Genomic DNA, 14,749 nt, shown 5'->3' on the forward strand with positions numbered 1-14,749 from the left:
GGCCTTTCTGCTTTGCGGCGGGCCTGTTCGTCACTCCGGCTTGACCGGAATGTTGAGCCCCTTCTCGCTGGCCGGGCGGGCGATGCAGCGCTGCAGCCAGTCCATGACGGCGGGGAATTTCGCATAGTCGAGAACCTCGCGGCCGCCATAGAAGATATCGGCGCCGCGAACCCAGGTGAAGCTGGTGATGTCGGCAATCGTATACTGGTCGCCCATGATCCACTGCCGACCCTTCAGCCGGTCTTCGAGCACGCCGAGCAGCCGTTTGGACTCGTCGCGATAGCGCTCCACCGGATAGGAATTATTGGCGACCTTGTCGGCGGCGAACTTGTAGAAATGTCCGAACTGGCCGAACATCGGGCCGATGCCGGCCATTTGGAAAAACACCCATTGGATGCACTCGTAGCGGCCAGCGGCGTCTTCAGGAATGAGCTTGCCGGTTTTTTCGGCGAGATAAAGCAGGATGGCGCCGGATTCGAACAGGCCGATCGGCTTACCATCAGGCCCGTTCGGATCGATGATCGCCGGAATGCGGCCGTTCGGGTTGAGAGATTCGAATTCCGGCGATTTCTGCTCGTTGGCGGCGAAGGAAATATAATGCGCCTCGTAGGCAAGGCCGAGCTCCTCGAGCGCGACTGATACCTTCACCCCATTCGGCGTCTGCAGCGAATAAAGCTGGATGATGTCGGAATTTTTCGCCGGCCAGCGCGCCGTGATCGGAAATGCGGACAGATCTGCCATCGGATTCTCCTTGTTGGGCGCCGACCATAAGAGACCGGGCGCGGCAAAGGCAAGCGGCCGCCTGTAGGGCATCGTTCTATATTATTGAACAAAGTGTCCCCGTTCGTTTATCTTTCCACAATGGGAGAAATGAGCGACATAGGAGGCATCAGAGGTCCACACGGTGCCGGGGCACCAAGATCTCCAGAACCAGTCAAACGGAGACAACGTCCATGTCGAACAACGTCATTACCCTGATTGCCCGTATCCTGCTTTCCTTCATGTTCATCTTCGCCGGCTTCGGCAAGCTGACCGATCCGGCTTCGACCGCCGGCATGATCGCCGGTGCAGGTCTGCCCGCTTCCACGGCGCTCACCTATCTCGCCGGCCTGTTCGAACTTGCAACCGGTCTCGCCGTGCTCGTCGGCTTTCAGGTCCGCATCGTCGGCTGGCTGCTCGCCGTGTTCTGTGTGTTCACCGGCGTCGTCTTCCACCTTTCGCCGGTCAACGTTCCTGATTTCCCGGCCGCTGCCAACGGTTGGATCAACGCCCTGAACTTCGTCAACTTCATGAAGAACGTCACGCTCGCCGGCGCCTATATCATGCTCGCCACCAACGGCGCAGGCGCCTACTCGCTCGACGCCCGCCGCGGCGCCTACGCGGCCGCCTGAACAAGCAGACATCCTCCCAGACATAGAGAACCCGCCGTCACATCCGACGGCGGGTTTTTCTTATGCCTGGAGATCAGAGGGCGGCGCGCACCGCGTCGATGATTGCCTGCACCGCGGGTTCGTCCGCATGGCTTTCCCTGCGGGCGCGCACGAGGCAGGCCTGCGAATGCAGGATGACGCCGTCCTGAAGCACTTTCAGGCGATTGGCGCGCAGCGTCGAGCCTGTGGAGGTGATATCGACGATGATATCGGCCGAGCCGGACGCCGGAGCCCCCTCGGTGGCGCCGAGGCTTTCGACGATACGATAAAGCTGGATGCCGTGCTGGCTCGAAAAGAACTGCTGGGTCAGCCGCCAGTATTTGGTGGCGATGGCAAGGCGCCGGCCATGACGGGCACGGAAATCGGCGGCGACATCGACCAAATCGGCCATGGTCTCGACATCCAGCCAGATCTCCGGCACGGCGACGACGACATCGGCATGGCCAAAGCCGAGGCGGGCGCAGAATTCGACGCGCTTGTCGACTTCGGCAAACCCTTCCCGCATCAGATCTTCGCCGGTGACGCCGAAATCGACGGTGCCGTTGCCGAGTTCGCGGGAGATTTCGGAGGCCGAGAGGAAGGCGATTTCGACATCGTCCCAGCCTTCGACGCGGCCGCGATAGGAGCGGTCGTTGCCGACGGCTGCGATCGGCATGCCGGCCCGCTCGAAGATTGCCGACGCATCGTCCTTCATCCGGCCCTTGGAGGGAAGCGCGATGGTGATGGTCATACGGCTGCCCTTTCGGTTTCGATGCGGTCGAGCCAGAAGGAGAAGCCGACGGCCGGAATGCGGTCCGTTGCGCCGAGGAAGGTCAGCAGCCGGTCGAAGCGGCCACCACCGGCCAGAACCGCCGCCGAGCCTTCCGCCGTCACCTCGAAGACGAGGCCGGTGTAATAATCGAGCGGCCGTCCGAAGGCGGCGCGGTAGTCAACGCAAGAGAGGTCGACACCTGCATTGGCAAGGGCGGCAACGCGGCCGTTGAAGCGGGATAGTGCGTTGCCGAGTTTCAGGCCGGCCGCATCGGCGAAACCGGCCAGGGCCGCGGACGCATTGACGAGCGGCACGTGGAGCGACAAGAACTCCTCCAGCACATGGAAGGCCGCGTCGTCGAGACGCGTTTCGGAGAGGATGAGCTTTTCCTTGAGCCGCCGGGCAATTTCCAGCGGCGAGCGGCCGGCATTGGCCGAATAACCCGTGGTCTGCATTTCCTGCTCGATATGGGCGACCAGCGCCTGCTCATCGCCTGACGCGACAAGCTTGGCAATATCGTCGTCCAGCCCGGTGACGAATTGCGGGCTGACGAGGCCGGCAAGCAGGGCTTCCAGCTGCGTCATGTTGCCGAAGGCGTGGATCAGGCGCTTCTGCCAGCCGAGCGGCAGGCCGAGCGCCTGGACGACGGCTTCGAACACCGCCTGGTCGCCTAATGTCACCGACAGGCGCCGGCCCGGCAGCAGGCGGGCGAGAATGCCGGTGGCATCGCCGATGGCGCGGGCGTCGGCGCCGGACAGGTTGATATCGCCGAGATCTTCGATGCCGGCCTGATAGAATTCATTGGCGCCGTCGCGGCGCTGACGGAAAACCTCGCCGAGATAGGCGTAACGCTTCGGCGTGCCGGTTGCCGTCTCGATATGGCGCAGGCAGACGGGGATGGTGAATTCGGGACGCAGGCAAAGGCTCGCCCCGGTTTCGCTCTCCGTCATGAAGATGCGGCGGCGCAGGTCCTCGCCAGCGATATCGAGAAAGGGTTCGGCCGGCTGGATCACCGGCGTGTCGATGCGCTCGGTGTTGCGGGCGGTAAATTCGGCCAGCAGATCGTTGGCAAATTCGGGGAGGTTGATCAGGGGCATGCCGCGCTCCGAACGGTAAGCGACGAGCGTGTCGGAACGGCCTCAGACATCGCCGCCCGCCCTCTTCCGATCCTCTGCCTGCTCCGCAAGGATCTCCCTCACCTTGGCGACGAGGTCGGCTTCCGGCGCTGTCTCCTGCGCCACACGCGCCTCGCGCCAGCTGGCATTGTCCTCGATCTCGCCGGAAAGCCGCTTGCCCTCGATCAGATCCTTGATCTGCACGACGCCGTCGGCGCGCTCGTCGCCGCCCTGGATGATGGCGACGGGGCAGCCGCGGCGATCGGCGTATTTCAGCTGGTTGCCGAACTTCTTCCAGTTGCCCTGGAACATCTCGGCGCGGATGCCGGCGGCGCGCAGCTCTTGGGTCATCTTCTGATAGCGGCCCATCGCCTCGACATCGCCGTCCATGACGGTTACCAGCACGGGCTCGATCACTTCGCTGGCGCCGAGCTTGCCGAGGTTCTTCAGCGCCGTCATCAGCCTGGAGACGCCGATCGAAAAGCCCGTTGCCGGAACCGGCTGACCCATGAAGCGGGAGACCAGGCCATCATAGCGGCCGCCGCCGCCGACCGAACCGAAGACGACCTTTTCGCCCTTTTCGTTGGTGACGTCGAAACTGAGCTCGGCCTCGTAGACCGGGCCGGTATAATATTCGAGGCCGCGCACGACCGAGGGATCGATCTTGATGCGGTCGGACTGATAGCCGGCGCTCGTGACCAACGCCCCGATGAAATTCAGCTCGTCGACGCCTTCGACGCCCTTCGAGGTTCCGGCGACGAGCTCGGCCAGGCGCGAAGCACTTTCGGCATAGTCCTTGATGCCGACGAAGAACAGCACCTTGTCGATCTGCGCCTGGTCGAGGCCGGCGCCCTTGGTGAAGTCGCCGGATTCATCCTTGCGGCCGGGACCGAGCAGCAGGGCCACACCTTCCGGCCCGAACTTCTCGAGCTTGTCGATGGCGCGCAACACGTTGAGCCGCTGGCCGGCCTTGTCGTCGCCGCCGAGGCCGATCGCCTCCAGCACGCCGTCCAGAACCTTGCGGTTGTTGACGCGGATGACATAGTCGCCGCGCTTGATCCCGAGCGCCTCAAGCGTATCGGCCATCATCATGCACATTTCGGCATCGGCCTGGACGCCCGGCGCGCCGACCGTATCGGCATCGAACTGCATGAACTGGCGGAAGCGGCCGGGGCCGGGCTTCTCGTTGCGGAAGACGTAACCGGCGCGGTAGGTGCGGTAGGGAAGCTGGATTTCGTTGAAATTCTCGGCGACATGACGGGCGAGCGGCGCGGTCAGGTCGTAACGCAGCGACATCCACTGCTCGTCGTCGTCCTGCAGCGAGAAGACGCCCTCATTCGGCCGGTCGCTGTCGGGCAAGAATTTGCCCAGCGCATCGGTATATTCGAACAGCGGCGTTTCGAGCGGATCGAAACCATAATGCTCGTAGACTTCCCGGATCTTTGCCGTCATCTCATTGACGGCACGGATATCGGCGGCCGTGCGGTCGACGAAGCCGCGCGGCAGGCGGGCCTTGAGCTTTTGCGGTTTCTTCTGCTTATCGTTCATTTCCGGGAATTCCGCTGACTGTGACAGTGGCGGTTTCCTAGCGGATTGGGCCGGGAGCGGCAAGGGCGAAGGGTCTTGAAGCCGCAGGCAGAATCGATTGAAGCAGAGGCGTCCATCAGAAATGCGGATATGCTCATGATCGCCGAGGCGCTTCTCTATACCGCGACATTGCCGTTGACCGGCAAGTCCTACAGAAAGTTCATCCGCTATTCCGTCAATCTGTGGTCCCGGGCCCGACGTTGCTCCAAGGATTGGGCCGAACACGAAGAGAAGAGCCGGAATGCGATACGCGCGGCGGCAGCCGATCTCAGGCAGAAACGGACGGCGGTCGTGCTCGGTTCGGGCCTGCTGCGCGACGTGCCGATCAAAGAGTTGGCGAGAGACTTCTACACTGTCGTGCTGGTCGACCTCGTCCATCTCGCCTCGGTGCGCCTGTGGCTGACGGCCAAGGGCTACCGCAATGTCCGGCTGATCGAGCGCGATCTCTCCGGCTATGACGATCTCGCCGCCGGCAGGGAGCCCGAACCACTGGGCTTCCTGCGTTCGGTGCCTTATCTCGATTTCGTCGTTTCGGCCAACCTGCTGTCGCAGATCGGCCGCGGCGTGAAACGGCGCCACGAGACCGAGGCAGGCCGCATGCCTAAAGATACGGTGGAAGGGTTGATCGCCGCGCATCTGACCGGGCTTTCGGGGCTTGCCTGCCGCAGCTGTCTGGTGACCGACATCGCATATGCCGTCATCGACCGCAACGGCAGGGTGCAGGAAGAGGCCGACCTGCTGCACGGTGTCTCGCAGCCACCGGCAAAAGCGACTTGGACATGGCCGGTCGCGCCGCTCGGCGAGGAGAGCCGGGATTACCGGATCGAGCACCAGGTGATCGCCGCCTGGTGAGAGGCATGACAATGCCGTGATCCGTCAGCCTGTCATCGTCGGCCAGCTTGGCGTGCGGCCCGCATTCGCCTATATGAAACATCATGCGGACACTCGCCCTCATCACGATGTTACTCGGCTGGCTGGTCTACAGCGCCATGTCTGCATGGGCGGGCTGTCCGACATGCGCGTCGATGAATGCGCCGGTCACCGTCGAGGCCGGCAGCATGCACCATCAGATGGCCGGCATGGATGTGTCCAAAGGGAATATGCCCGAGGGGCCAAGGCAAATCGCTCCCCTGAAAGATCCCTGCGCTAGCGGCGACGTTGCGCATATGCCGCTTTGCGCCGCCTGTCTTCTGCTGCCGCCGACGGTGACGGTCATGGACGGCGGAAAATCCGTTTTCGGCTATCCTGCCCCGGCACTTGCCCGCGCCCTGGATGATAAAAGGCCCGCGCCGCAGGCGCCCCCTCCCCGACTGTCCTGACACCCCATCCATGCCAATCAGGTAGCCCTGCTGCCTGGAAGACCTATTGTCAGACAGAGGAAGGATCTCTCATGTCTCTGAAAATCGTTACGCTTGCTACAATGCTTGCCTTCGTTGCCGCCCCCAGCCTTGCCGAAGACATGTCGATGGACATGAGCAAGCCGATGGGCAGTCACGATGCAGCAAGCCACGCATTCAGCGAGGCCAACGCCAAGATGCACAAGGATATGACGATCAAATATAGCGGCAATCCCGATGTGGATTTCGTCCGCGGCATGATCCCGCACCATCAAGGCGCGATCGACATGGCGAGGATCGAACTTCAATACGGCAAGGATGCCGATATCCGCAAACTCGCCGAAGGCGTCATCAAGGCGCAGGAAGCCGAGATCACCGAGATGAATGCCTGGCTTAAAGCCCACGGCAAATAACCGATCGTCTGCAAAAAAAGAACGCCGGATATCTCCGGCGTTCCCTCACCGAAATGCCCTTGGACTTGCAAATCAATCCTTCGGCTCGAAATCGGCCGGGCGGCGGCCGGCGCCCTGTCGCGCCAGCATCCAGCCCGGATATTCGGGAGCAAGGGCGCTGACCTCGTCGAGCCTTTTCATATCGTCGCCGTCGAGCTTCAGCTTGACGGCGGCAAGGTTCTGGTCGAGTTGGTCGACACGCTTGGCGCCGATGATGACTGTCGTGACGAAAGGCTTGGCGAGGATATAGGCGAGCGCCACGGTGGCGACGCTGACGCCGTGCTTTTCGGCGACTTCGCGCATGACGGCAACGCAGGCCCAGGCCTTGTCCTGGTCGACGGGCGGAAAGTCGAAACTGGCGCGACGGCCCTCGCCGTTGCCGGGCGCGCCGGGACCGTACTTACCGGAGAGCAGACCGCCGGCGAGCGGCGACCAGACCATCAGCCCGAGCTTTTCCTCCTGCATCATCGGCACGATGTCGCGCTCGAGATCGCGGCCGGCGATCGAATAATAGGCCTGCACCGTTTCGAAACGGGCAAAGCCGCGGCGTTCGGAGAGGCCGAGCGCCTTGGAGATGCGCCAGGCCTGCCAGTTGGAGACGCCGATATAGCGCACGAGACCGCGGGAAACGAGATCGTCGAAGGCGCGCAGCGTCTCTTCGATCGGCGTCACCGTATCGGTGGCGTGGATCTGATAGAGGTCGATATGATCGGTCTTCAGGCGCTTGAGGCTCGCCTCGATCGAATCCATAATGTGGCCGCGCGAAGCGCCGCGGTCATTCGGCTTGTCGCCCATGACGCCGTAGACCTTGGTGGCGATGACGACGTCCTTGCGAGGGATGTCGAGGTTCTTCAGCGCCTGGCCGAGCAGCCTTTCGGACTCGCCGGATGAATAGACGTCGGCCGTGTCGATGAAATTGACGCCTGATGCAAGCGAGCGCTCGACAATCCGGTCGGCGGCATTCTGGTCGACATCGGCGATGGCGCCCCACATGCTGCCCTGTTTGGCTTCGCCGAAGGTCATGGTGCCCAGGCAGATTTCCGAGACGAAAAGTCCCGTATTTCCAAGTTGATTGTAACGCATGGTCGAAAAAATCCTTTGTGTCTGCCGCAAGAGGGGCTTGCGAACTTAAGAACTTCATTTTTTGATTATTGGCCTGCGCGTGACAGGCACAGCCGTGGCTGGCTGCAAGGTGAGGCAAACTCGATGTAGTGCGGCGGCGGCGATTTTCAACGTTGCGCCTTCCAAGCGGAGATGAGTGCCCTTGTCTCCATACAGCCCTTGTCTCCACACAGCCCTTGTCTCCACACAGCCCTTGTCTCGACACAGGCGAGCGATAGATTGCCGGCCATATTTCAAGAACAGGATGATTTTAGGCCGAGCGGCCTAAAATCTGAATCCTGTTCTCAATGAAAGAGTTAGAGCATGATGTCATAAGAAGACCGCTCACACTTTTCGGCATCATGCTCAAAGGTACGCATATGACGACGCGACCACTGACCACGATCGGCTTCGATGCCGACGACACGCTCTGGCAGAACGAACAATATTATCGGCTGACGGAAGCGCATTTCACCGGGCTTCTTGCCGATTTCGCCGAAGGGCCGAAGATTTCCGAGCGGCTGCTGGAAGCCGAGAAACGCAACCTTCGCCACTACGGCTTCGGCATCAAGGGCTTCACGCTGTCGATGATCGAGACGGCGATCGAGATCACCGAGGGTAAGATTCCCTCGAGCGTGATCGCCAAAATCCTCGATACCGGCCGCGACCTCCTCAGCCATCCCGTCGAGACCATGCCGCATGTGCGCGACACGCTGGAGGCGCTTGCCGGCAAATACCTGCTGGTGATGATCACCAAGGGCGATCTGTTCGACCAGGAGCGCAAGCTCGCCCAATCCGGGCTCGGCGACTTCTTCGATGCCGTCGAGATCGTCTCCGACAAGACCGCCGTCACCTATCGGCGCATCTTCGCCAAGGTCGGCGACGGGCCGGAGCGGGCGATGATGGTCGGCAATTCGCTGAAATCCGACATCGTGCCGGCGATCGCCGCCGGCAGCTACGGCGTCTTCGTGCCGCACGAACTCACCTGGGTGCTGGAACATGTGGAAGAGCCGACGGAGGCGCCGCGTTTCCGCAAGATCGGCCATCTCGGCGAGTTGCGCGACCTGATCGACCGGCTGGCATAGGCGGACAAAAGCGCTCTGTTTTATTACGGCTTGGCTGGCGCCTTCGGAAACAGCGACGGGCGTTCCGGCTCGGCTGGTGGCTGCGGCTGCTTCGGCGCAGTGGCCAAAGGCTCGATCAGAATACTGAAGGGGGCGCCAAGGCCGCGGCGCGGCGAGACCTTGGAATAATAGGGACGCAACAGCCAAGTGGTGTTTTCCTTGACCGTCGTCTCGAAGCTCAAGCCGTCCTCGTCGGTGCCGAAAAAGGCCTCGTCATCCGGTTTCGACAGGTCGAAGATCGCCAGGTAGGCGAACTTACTCTTGGTGGCAAAGTCGATCTTCAGGTGCTGGCCGGTGCGCACCGGCAGCGTATAGACATGGCCGTTGCCGAACTTCGTCCAGCCCTTCAGCTGCATGGTGACAGCCGGGAACTGCAGTTTCTCGAGCTTCTCGCCAGGATCGAGCTGCGGCGTCTGCGCCATGGCTGAGACCGATAGGAAAAACAGGGCAGCGGCGGTGATCAATATTCTCACGGATGCATCTTCTTTCATGGGCGAACCAAAGCGGCGCGCATCGCCTCGACCTCGGGCCGGCAGAAGCAGCCCTCCAGATGATCGTTGACGAGACCCATCGCCTGCATGAAAGCATAAACTGTGGTCGGGCCGACAAAGGTCCAGCCGCGTTTCTTCAGATCCTTTGAAATCACCGTCGAGGTCGGCGTCGTCGGATTTGCGACGATATGCTCACGGTCGACCACTCCAGGTCGCTCGTTATGACCCGGTTCGTAGCACCAGAAATAATGGGCGAGCGAGCCGAATTCGTCCCTGAGCGCAATGGCGCGCCTGGCATTGTTGATGGTCGAGACGATCTTGCCGCGATGGCGGATAATGCCGGCATCGGCCAGGCAGCGAGCGATGTCCTCGTCGCCGAAGAGAGCGACCTTCTCGAAATCGAAGCCGGAAAAGGCGGCGCGAAAATTCTCTCGCTTGCGCAGGATGGTCAGCCAGGAAAGACCGGACTGGAAGCCTTCGAGACAGATCTTCTCGAAGAGGCGAATGTCATCGGTGACAGGGCGGCCCCATTCCTCGTCATGATATCTGAGATAATCGGGCAGATTGGCGTGCCAGTGGCATCGGCTCCTGCCGTCCTCGCCGATGATGATGCCTGTCTCGCTCATGTCCGCTTCATTCCCGGGTCCGTCTGTTCGCCGGGTCCGCTTCGTTTTCCGGTCATGATTCCGGCTTTACCATTTGCAAACCGTCTTTCCAAACCGAACGGTAACCCTGACGAAAAGTTTATCCGGTCGGTCGGCTTTTCATGAATCGATCTTTACCATTCGCTGGCGGATTGGGTGGCAGCGTCTTTGCAGGCGGATGTATCCCGCCAACGTTTTCGGTCATTTGTAGAGAGTCCGTCCGATGATGAAACCGCTTGTTCTTGCTGCAGCCCTGCTCGGCGTTCTTTCCACGGCCGCCCTTGCAGACGACCGCTATGCTACCCGCCCACCGGTCGTGCTAAGCCCCGACCTGACCGCGCCTTGGGTCTACCAGCTCGGCGGCGGTACGGTTCGTCCCGTCGTCTACCAGCGGCCGGTCATCCAGCCGCAGCAGCGTGGCCTTTTCCAGCGCCGCGTGCTCCGCCAGGCGCCGCCAGTGTCACCGCAGACCGTTTCGGCGATCAATCCCGGCATACCGGCGATCCGCCATCCGATCGAGCCGCAATACCTGCCGCAGATGGTCGACTACGACACCCAGGAAAAGCCCGGCACGATCGTCATCGATACCAACAACCGCTTCCTCTATCTGGTGATGCAGGGCGGCAAGGCGCGGCGTTACGGCGTCGGCGTCGGCAAGCCCGGCTTCGAATGGGCAGGCGCCCACAAGATCACCCGTAAGCAGGAATGGCCGGACTGGACGCCGCCGTCCGAGATGATCAGCCGCGAAGCCGCCAAGGGCCACTACCTGCCGGCGCGTATGGACGGCGGTGCGGAAAACCCGCTCGGCGCACGCGCCATGTATCTCGGCTCGACGCTTTACCGTATCCACGGCACCAACGCGCCCTGGTCGATCGGCAGCGCCGTCTCCTCCGGCTGCATTCGTCTGCGCAACGAAGACGTCGTCGACCTCTATGACCGCGTCAGCGTCGGAACCCGCGTCATCGTCATCTAACGGCACACGTAGTAGCTAGAGCAATTTCCAGCAAAAGTGTGCAGCGGTTTTGCTTCCGGAATTGCGTAAAAACAAAAGGATAGAGCATTTCCGCGTTTCGTAGAAAACGGGAATGCTCTAGAACAGGATGATTTTAGGCTCGATCGGCCTAAAATCTGAATCCTGTTCTAAATTAAATAGTTAGAGCATGCTGTCGTTCGAAAACCGCACACACTCTTCGGCATCATGTTCTAGATAGCCGCAAGAACAGGCGGCTCCCTTCTCCAAAAATGTTTTATCCGGCCACGCCGATCTTGAATCGGGCAGAAGTTCATGTAGCCTCGGGCGGATTTGCTTGAGGGGAATCGATTCATGATCAAATTAATGCCGGGTCTGGCTGCCGCCGGACTTGTCCTGTCCTTGATGTCTACATCAGCCTTTGCAGCGCCGGCCGGCTCCACGCCCGACAATACACGGCATCCGACGCAGATCGTGCGTGTCGCGCAGATGCCGAAATATGTGAAGCCGGAGTTCAAGCGTAAGAAAGTGCGGCTGGTGACGCCGGAAGCGGCCGGCACCGTGATCATCGATACCAACAACAAGTATCTCTACCTCGTCGAAGGCAACAACCGGGCCACCCGCTACGGCATCGGCGTCGGCCGTGACGGCTTCGGCTGGTCGGGTGTGGTCAAGATCGGCCGCAAGGCCGAATGGCCGGGCTGGACGCCGCCGGCCGAGATGCGCCGCCGCGAAGCCGCCAAGGGCCATATGATTCCTGCCTTCCAGGAAGGCGGCGAGGACAATCCGCTCGGCGCCCGCGCCATGTATCTCTACCAGGGCGGCCGCGACACCATTTTCCGCATCCATGGCACCAACCAGCCCTGGACCATCGGCCTCAACATGTCTTCCGGCTGCATCCGGATGATGAACGAGGATGTGACGCATCTCTATGATCGCGCGCCCGTCGGCACCAAGGTGATCGTCATCGGTCCCGGCAACAGGCAGGGCACGGTCGCGTTCGAGGACAGAGGCATCGACGTGCTGCGGACGATATTCGGCGGCTGAGCAACACTCACGAAAAAAACGAAAGGCGCTCTTTGACGCGCCTTTTATTTTTCTTAGACATTGCGGCGGAAAGCTGGCACATCTGCGGCAAGGACGACTTATTTTTACAATATCGGGGCTATTCAATGACATATGCGCTGCGTTCTTCCGCTTCGCTGCTTGCGGGCATCGCCTTCTTCACGATCTGTTCGGCAGCCTCCGCCTCGGCGGAAGACCTGCAATTCTCTGTCTACGGCGGCTACCAGACGGCACCGCATAGCGGCGTCGATCTTTCCGACGGCACGCATTTCACCGCCGGCTGGGAAGGCAAGTCCTTCGGCAGCCCGCCTTACTACGGCGGCCGCGTCACCTGGTGGCTCGAGAACTTCAACAAGCCGAACTGGGGTATTTCGCTCGATTATACCCATGACAAGGTCTATGCCGACGACGACACGCTCGCCAAGACCGGCTGGTCGCATTTCGAATTCACCGACGGCCTGAACCTGCTGACGGTGAATGGGCTCTATCGCTTCCAGGATCCGGCTCGCCGCTGGACTCCCTATCTCGGCGCCGGTGTCGGCGTGAACATTCCGCATGTCGAAGTGATTCGTCCCGAGGGCAAGACCTGGGCTTATGAATTCGGCGGCGTGACGCTACAGGCCCAGGCCGGCGTCGACTTCAAGGTGACCGATCGCTGGTCGACCTTCGTCGAATACAAGGGCACCTATTCGCGCATCGACGTTCCGATCGATAGCGGCGTGGACCTGAAGACCAACATCTTCACGAATGCCGTCAACGTCGGCGTCGCGTTCCATTGGTAATTGAATAATTGAGTTTCGGCTGCGGTGCTATTTGGTGCCGCAGCTGACCTTGCCCTCGACGGCATAGGGTTTGCTGCCGCCTTCGATCGTCAGGGAATAGGTGCCGCTGAAAGTTGCAGCCGGCTTGCCGCGTTCGCCGGCAACCACGACCAGATCCAGCGTTGCTCCGCCGGTTTCATCTTCGCCGCCGTCGAAGACTTCCAGCAGCAGATCGCCGTCGCGCGACCAATGGTTGGTCAGATGCTGCGATTCGAAGACACGCTTGCCGAACACGGTCGATTGCGCCGGATCCTTGACAACAAGCGCGCCGCGGAAATGGTTGAGCTTGTGACCGGCTTGGCTTTCGAAACCGCTTTCGAGCGTGAAGCGCGCTTCTTTGTCATCGGCGGAACAGAAAAAGCGGCTATTCGCATGGGCAGTCCCTGCCGCACAGAGCAGTCCCGCAAGCACAATCATTCCCCGCCACATCGTCTAAACTCCCGAGACCGGCCCGATCGGCCTTTCTCGTCAGCCTAAGGGCAAACCTCTTAATTTTTCCGGCACAGTGCCGCCGTAGGCCCAATCGAGCAGCTCGACCGTATGCAGGATCGGCATGCCGGTGCTGGTGGCGATCTGGGTGATGCAGCCGATATTGCCGGTGGCGATGACGTCGGCCTTGGTCGCCTCGATATTCTTGACCTTGCGTGCCTTCAAGGCAGCCGAGATCTCCGGCTGCATGATGTTGTAGGTGCCGGCCGAGCCGCAGCAGAGATGGCCTTCCGCCGGATCGCGCACGGTAAAACCCGCCGCTTTCAGCAATTGCTTCGGCGCCAGCGTGATGCGCTGGCCGTGCTGCATGGAACAGGCGGAGTGATAGGCGACGGTGATGCCCTTCGGCATATGCGCCGGCAGGTCGAGGGTTGCGAGATATTCGGTGACGTCCTTAGCGAGGCCCGAAACCCTCGCCGCCTTTGCGGCATAGGCGGGATCGAGGCGCAGCATATGGCCGTAATCCTTGATCGTCGTGCCGCAGCCCGAGGCAGTGATGATGATGGCATCGAGCCCCTGCCCGTCGATTTCGCGCGTCCAGATATCGACATTGGCCCGCGCGCTGGCGAGCGCCTGTTCGGCGCGGCCCATGTGATGGACGAGCGAACCGCAGCAGACTTCGCCTTCCGGCAGCACGACCTCGACGCCGAGCCGGGTCAGCAGCCGGATCGCCGCCGCATTGATGCCGGGATCGAGCACCGGTTGGGCGCAGCCGGAAAGCATCGCCACCCGGCCACGCCGTTCCGTCTCGGGCGGGTAGCTGCCGGGTTTTGCGAAGGCCGAAGCTGCGGGGATGCGGCGCGGCGCAAGCGCCAGCATGGCGGCGAAGGGTTTCAGCGCAGCTCCCCGCATCAGGCCGGCAAAAGGTCGGCCGAGGCGGGCGAGATTGAGCGCCAGACGGAAACGGCCGGGATAGGGCAGCACGGCGGCAAGAATGGCACGCGTCAGCCTGTTCATCAACGGACGCTTGTAGGTCTTTTCGATATGGGCGCGGGCGTGATCGACCAGGTGCATGTAGTCGACACCAGAGGGACAGGTTGTGACGCAGGCAAGGCAGGAGAGACAGCGGTCGATATGGGTAACGACCTCGGCATCGGCGGGCCGGCCGTTTTCCAACATATCCTTGATCAGGTAGATGCGGCCGCGCGGACTGTCGAGCTCGTTGCCGAGCGTCACATAGGTGGGACAGGTGGCGGTGCAGAAGCCGCAATGGACACATTTGCGCAGAATCTGCTCTGATTCGGCGACATCAGGGTCGAGAAGCTGGGTGGGAGTGAAGTTGGTTTGCATCTAGCGGAGCCTCCGCTTCGGGAGGATCTCGGGGGTTGGGCCGTTGTTACCCCCCTCTGTCCTGCCGGACATCTCCCCCACA

General features: G+C 61.5%; 17 protein-coding genes. 8 read left to right on the forward strand and 9 right to left on the reverse strand.

The window, feature by feature from the left end:
• Nucleotides 1–30: 30 nt before the first annotated feature.
• The gene (locus HJB89_RS30005; RefSeq protein ID WP_221150902.1) at nucleotides 31–741 is read right to left on the reverse strand and encodes a glutathione binding-like protein; all 711 of its coding nucleotides are present in this window, start codon (nucleotides 739–741) and stop codon (nucleotides 31–33) included.
• 212 nt (nucleotides 742–953) lie between these two features.
• Between HJB89_RS30005 and HJB89_RS30010 the strand changes: the two genes are divergently transcribed.
• Nucleotides 954–1,391, forward strand: coding sequence for a DoxX family protein (locus HJB89_RS30010; protein ID WP_209887339.1), 438 nt, complete (start codon nucleotides 954–956; stop codon nucleotides 1,389–1,391).
• Between the two features lie 73 nt (nucleotides 1,392–1,464).
• On the opposite strand, the gene hisG is transcribed toward HJB89_RS30010, so the two are convergent.
• Genes hisG through hisS form a run of 3 tightly spaced genes read right to left on the reverse strand, consistent with a single transcriptional unit; the run spans nucleotide 1,465 to nucleotide 4,844 of the window.
• Nucleotides 1,465–2,160, reverse strand: a complete 696-nt coding sequence (hisG, locus tag HJB89_RS30015; protein ID WP_207583092.1) for an ATP phosphoribosyltransferase — start codon at nucleotides 2,158–2,160, stop codon at nucleotides 1,465–1,467.
• Nucleotides 2,157–3,278, reverse strand: coding sequence for an ATP phosphoribosyltransferase regulatory subunit (locus HJB89_RS30020; protein ID WP_207583091.1), 1,122 nt, complete (start codon nucleotides 3,276–3,278; stop codon nucleotides 2,157–2,159). Before HJB89_RS30020 ends, hisG begins: the two co-directional genes overlap by 4 nt.
• A 42-nt stretch (nucleotides 3,279–3,320) precedes the next feature.
• Complete coding sequence (gene hisS / locus HJB89_RS30025; protein WP_207583090.1) at nucleotides 3,321–4,844, reverse strand: histidine--tRNA ligase; 1,524 nt, start codon at nucleotides 4,842–4,844, stop codon at nucleotides 3,321–3,323.
• A gap of 129 nt (nucleotides 4,845–4,973) precedes the next feature.
• On the opposite strand from hisS, the gene HJB89_RS30030 reads away from it, so the two are divergent.
• From HJB89_RS30030 to HJB89_RS30040, 3 genes are all read left to right on the forward strand, one after another.
• A complete protein-coding gene (locus HJB89_RS30030) occupies nucleotides 4,974–5,735 on the forward strand; it encodes a hypothetical protein (protein WP_221150903.1) in 762 nt (253 codons plus the stop codon).
• An 83-nt stretch (nucleotides 5,736–5,818) separates the two neighbouring features.
• Nucleotides 5,819–6,202, forward strand: coding sequence for a hypothetical protein (locus tag HJB89_RS30035; RefSeq protein ID WP_207583088.1), 384 nt, complete (start codon nucleotides 5,819–5,821; stop codon nucleotides 6,200–6,202).
• Between the two features lie 71 nt (nucleotides 6,203–6,273).
• Complete coding sequence (locus tag HJB89_RS30040) at nucleotides 6,274–6,633, forward strand: DUF305 domain-containing protein (RefSeq protein WP_207583087.1); 360 nt, start codon at nucleotides 6,274–6,276, stop codon at nucleotides 6,631–6,633.
• A gap of 72 nt (nucleotides 6,634–6,705) precedes the next feature.
• Here HJB89_RS30040 and HJB89_RS30045 read toward each other — a convergent pair whose 3' ends face one another.
• Nucleotides 6,706–7,755: an aldo/keto reductase gene (locus HJB89_RS30045; RefSeq protein WP_207583086.1), complete on the reverse strand. Its 1,050-nt coding sequence runs from the start codon at nucleotides 7,753–7,755 to the stop codon at nucleotides 6,706–6,708.
• Between the two features lie 398 nt (nucleotides 7,756–8,153).
• On the opposite strand from HJB89_RS30045, the gene HJB89_RS30050 reads away from it, so the two are divergent.
• Nucleotides 8,154–8,858: an HAD family hydrolase gene (locus HJB89_RS30050; RefSeq protein ID WP_207583085.1), complete on the forward strand. Its 705-nt coding sequence runs from the start codon at nucleotides 8,154–8,156 to the stop codon at nucleotides 8,856–8,858.
• A 23-nt stretch (nucleotides 8,859–8,881) separates the two neighbouring features.
• On the opposite strand, the gene HJB89_RS30055 is transcribed toward HJB89_RS30050, so the two are convergent.
• Both HJB89_RS30055 and HJB89_RS30060 read right to left on the reverse strand, forming a co-directional pair.
• The gene (locus HJB89_RS30055) at nucleotides 8,882–9,388 is read right to left on the reverse strand and encodes a hypothetical protein (protein ID WP_207583084.1); all 507 of its coding nucleotides are present in this window, start codon (nucleotides 9,386–9,388) and stop codon (nucleotides 8,882–8,884) included.
• Complete coding sequence (locus tag HJB89_RS30060) at nucleotides 9,385–10,014, reverse strand: DNA-3-methyladenine glycosylase I (protein WP_207583083.1); 630 nt, start codon at nucleotides 10,012–10,014, stop codon at nucleotides 9,385–9,387. Before HJB89_RS30060 ends, HJB89_RS30055 begins: the two co-directional genes overlap by 4 nt.
• Before the next feature lie 241 nt (nucleotides 10,015–10,255).
• Between HJB89_RS30060 and HJB89_RS30065 the strand changes: the two genes are divergently transcribed.
• From HJB89_RS30065 to HJB89_RS30075, 3 genes are all read left to right on the forward strand, one after another.
• Nucleotides 10,256–11,005 carry a L,D-transpeptidase gene (locus HJB89_RS30065; protein WP_207583082.1) on the forward strand — a complete coding sequence of 250 codons (750 nt, stop codon included), beginning with the start codon at nucleotides 10,256–10,258 and terminating at the stop codon, nucleotides 11,003–11,005.
• Nucleotides 11,006–11,356: 351 nt separating this feature from the next.
• Nucleotides 11,357–12,049, forward strand: a complete 693-nt coding sequence (locus tag HJB89_RS30070) for a L,D-transpeptidase (protein ID WP_207583081.1) — start codon at nucleotides 11,357–11,359, stop codon at nucleotides 12,047–12,049.
• Between the two features lie 125 nt (nucleotides 12,050–12,174).
• On the forward strand, nucleotides 12,175–12,849 hold the full coding sequence (locus HJB89_RS30075; RefSeq protein ID WP_207583080.1) for an outer membrane protein: 675 nt from the start codon (nucleotides 12,175–12,177) through the stop codon (nucleotides 12,847–12,849).
• A gap of 27 nt (nucleotides 12,850–12,876) precedes the next feature.
• Here HJB89_RS30075 and HJB89_RS30080 read toward each other — a convergent pair whose 3' ends face one another.
• Nucleotides 12,877–13,317, reverse strand: coding sequence for a hypothetical protein (locus tag HJB89_RS30080; protein WP_207583079.1), 441 nt, complete (start codon nucleotides 13,315–13,317; stop codon nucleotides 12,877–12,879).
• A 39-nt stretch (nucleotides 13,318–13,356) separates the two neighbouring features.
• Nucleotides 13,357–14,667, reverse strand: a complete 1,311-nt coding sequence (gene glcF, locus HJB89_RS30085; RefSeq protein ID WP_221150904.1) for a glycolate oxidase subunit GlcF — start codon at nucleotides 14,665–14,667, stop codon at nucleotides 13,357–13,359.
• Between the last annotated feature and the right edge of the window lie 82 nt (nucleotides 14,668–14,749).

This window comes from Rhizobium sp. NZLR8 (assembly GCF_019685025.1).
Lineage (GTDB): Bacteria > Pseudomonadota > Alphaproteobacteria > Rhizobiales > Rhizobiaceae > Rhizobium.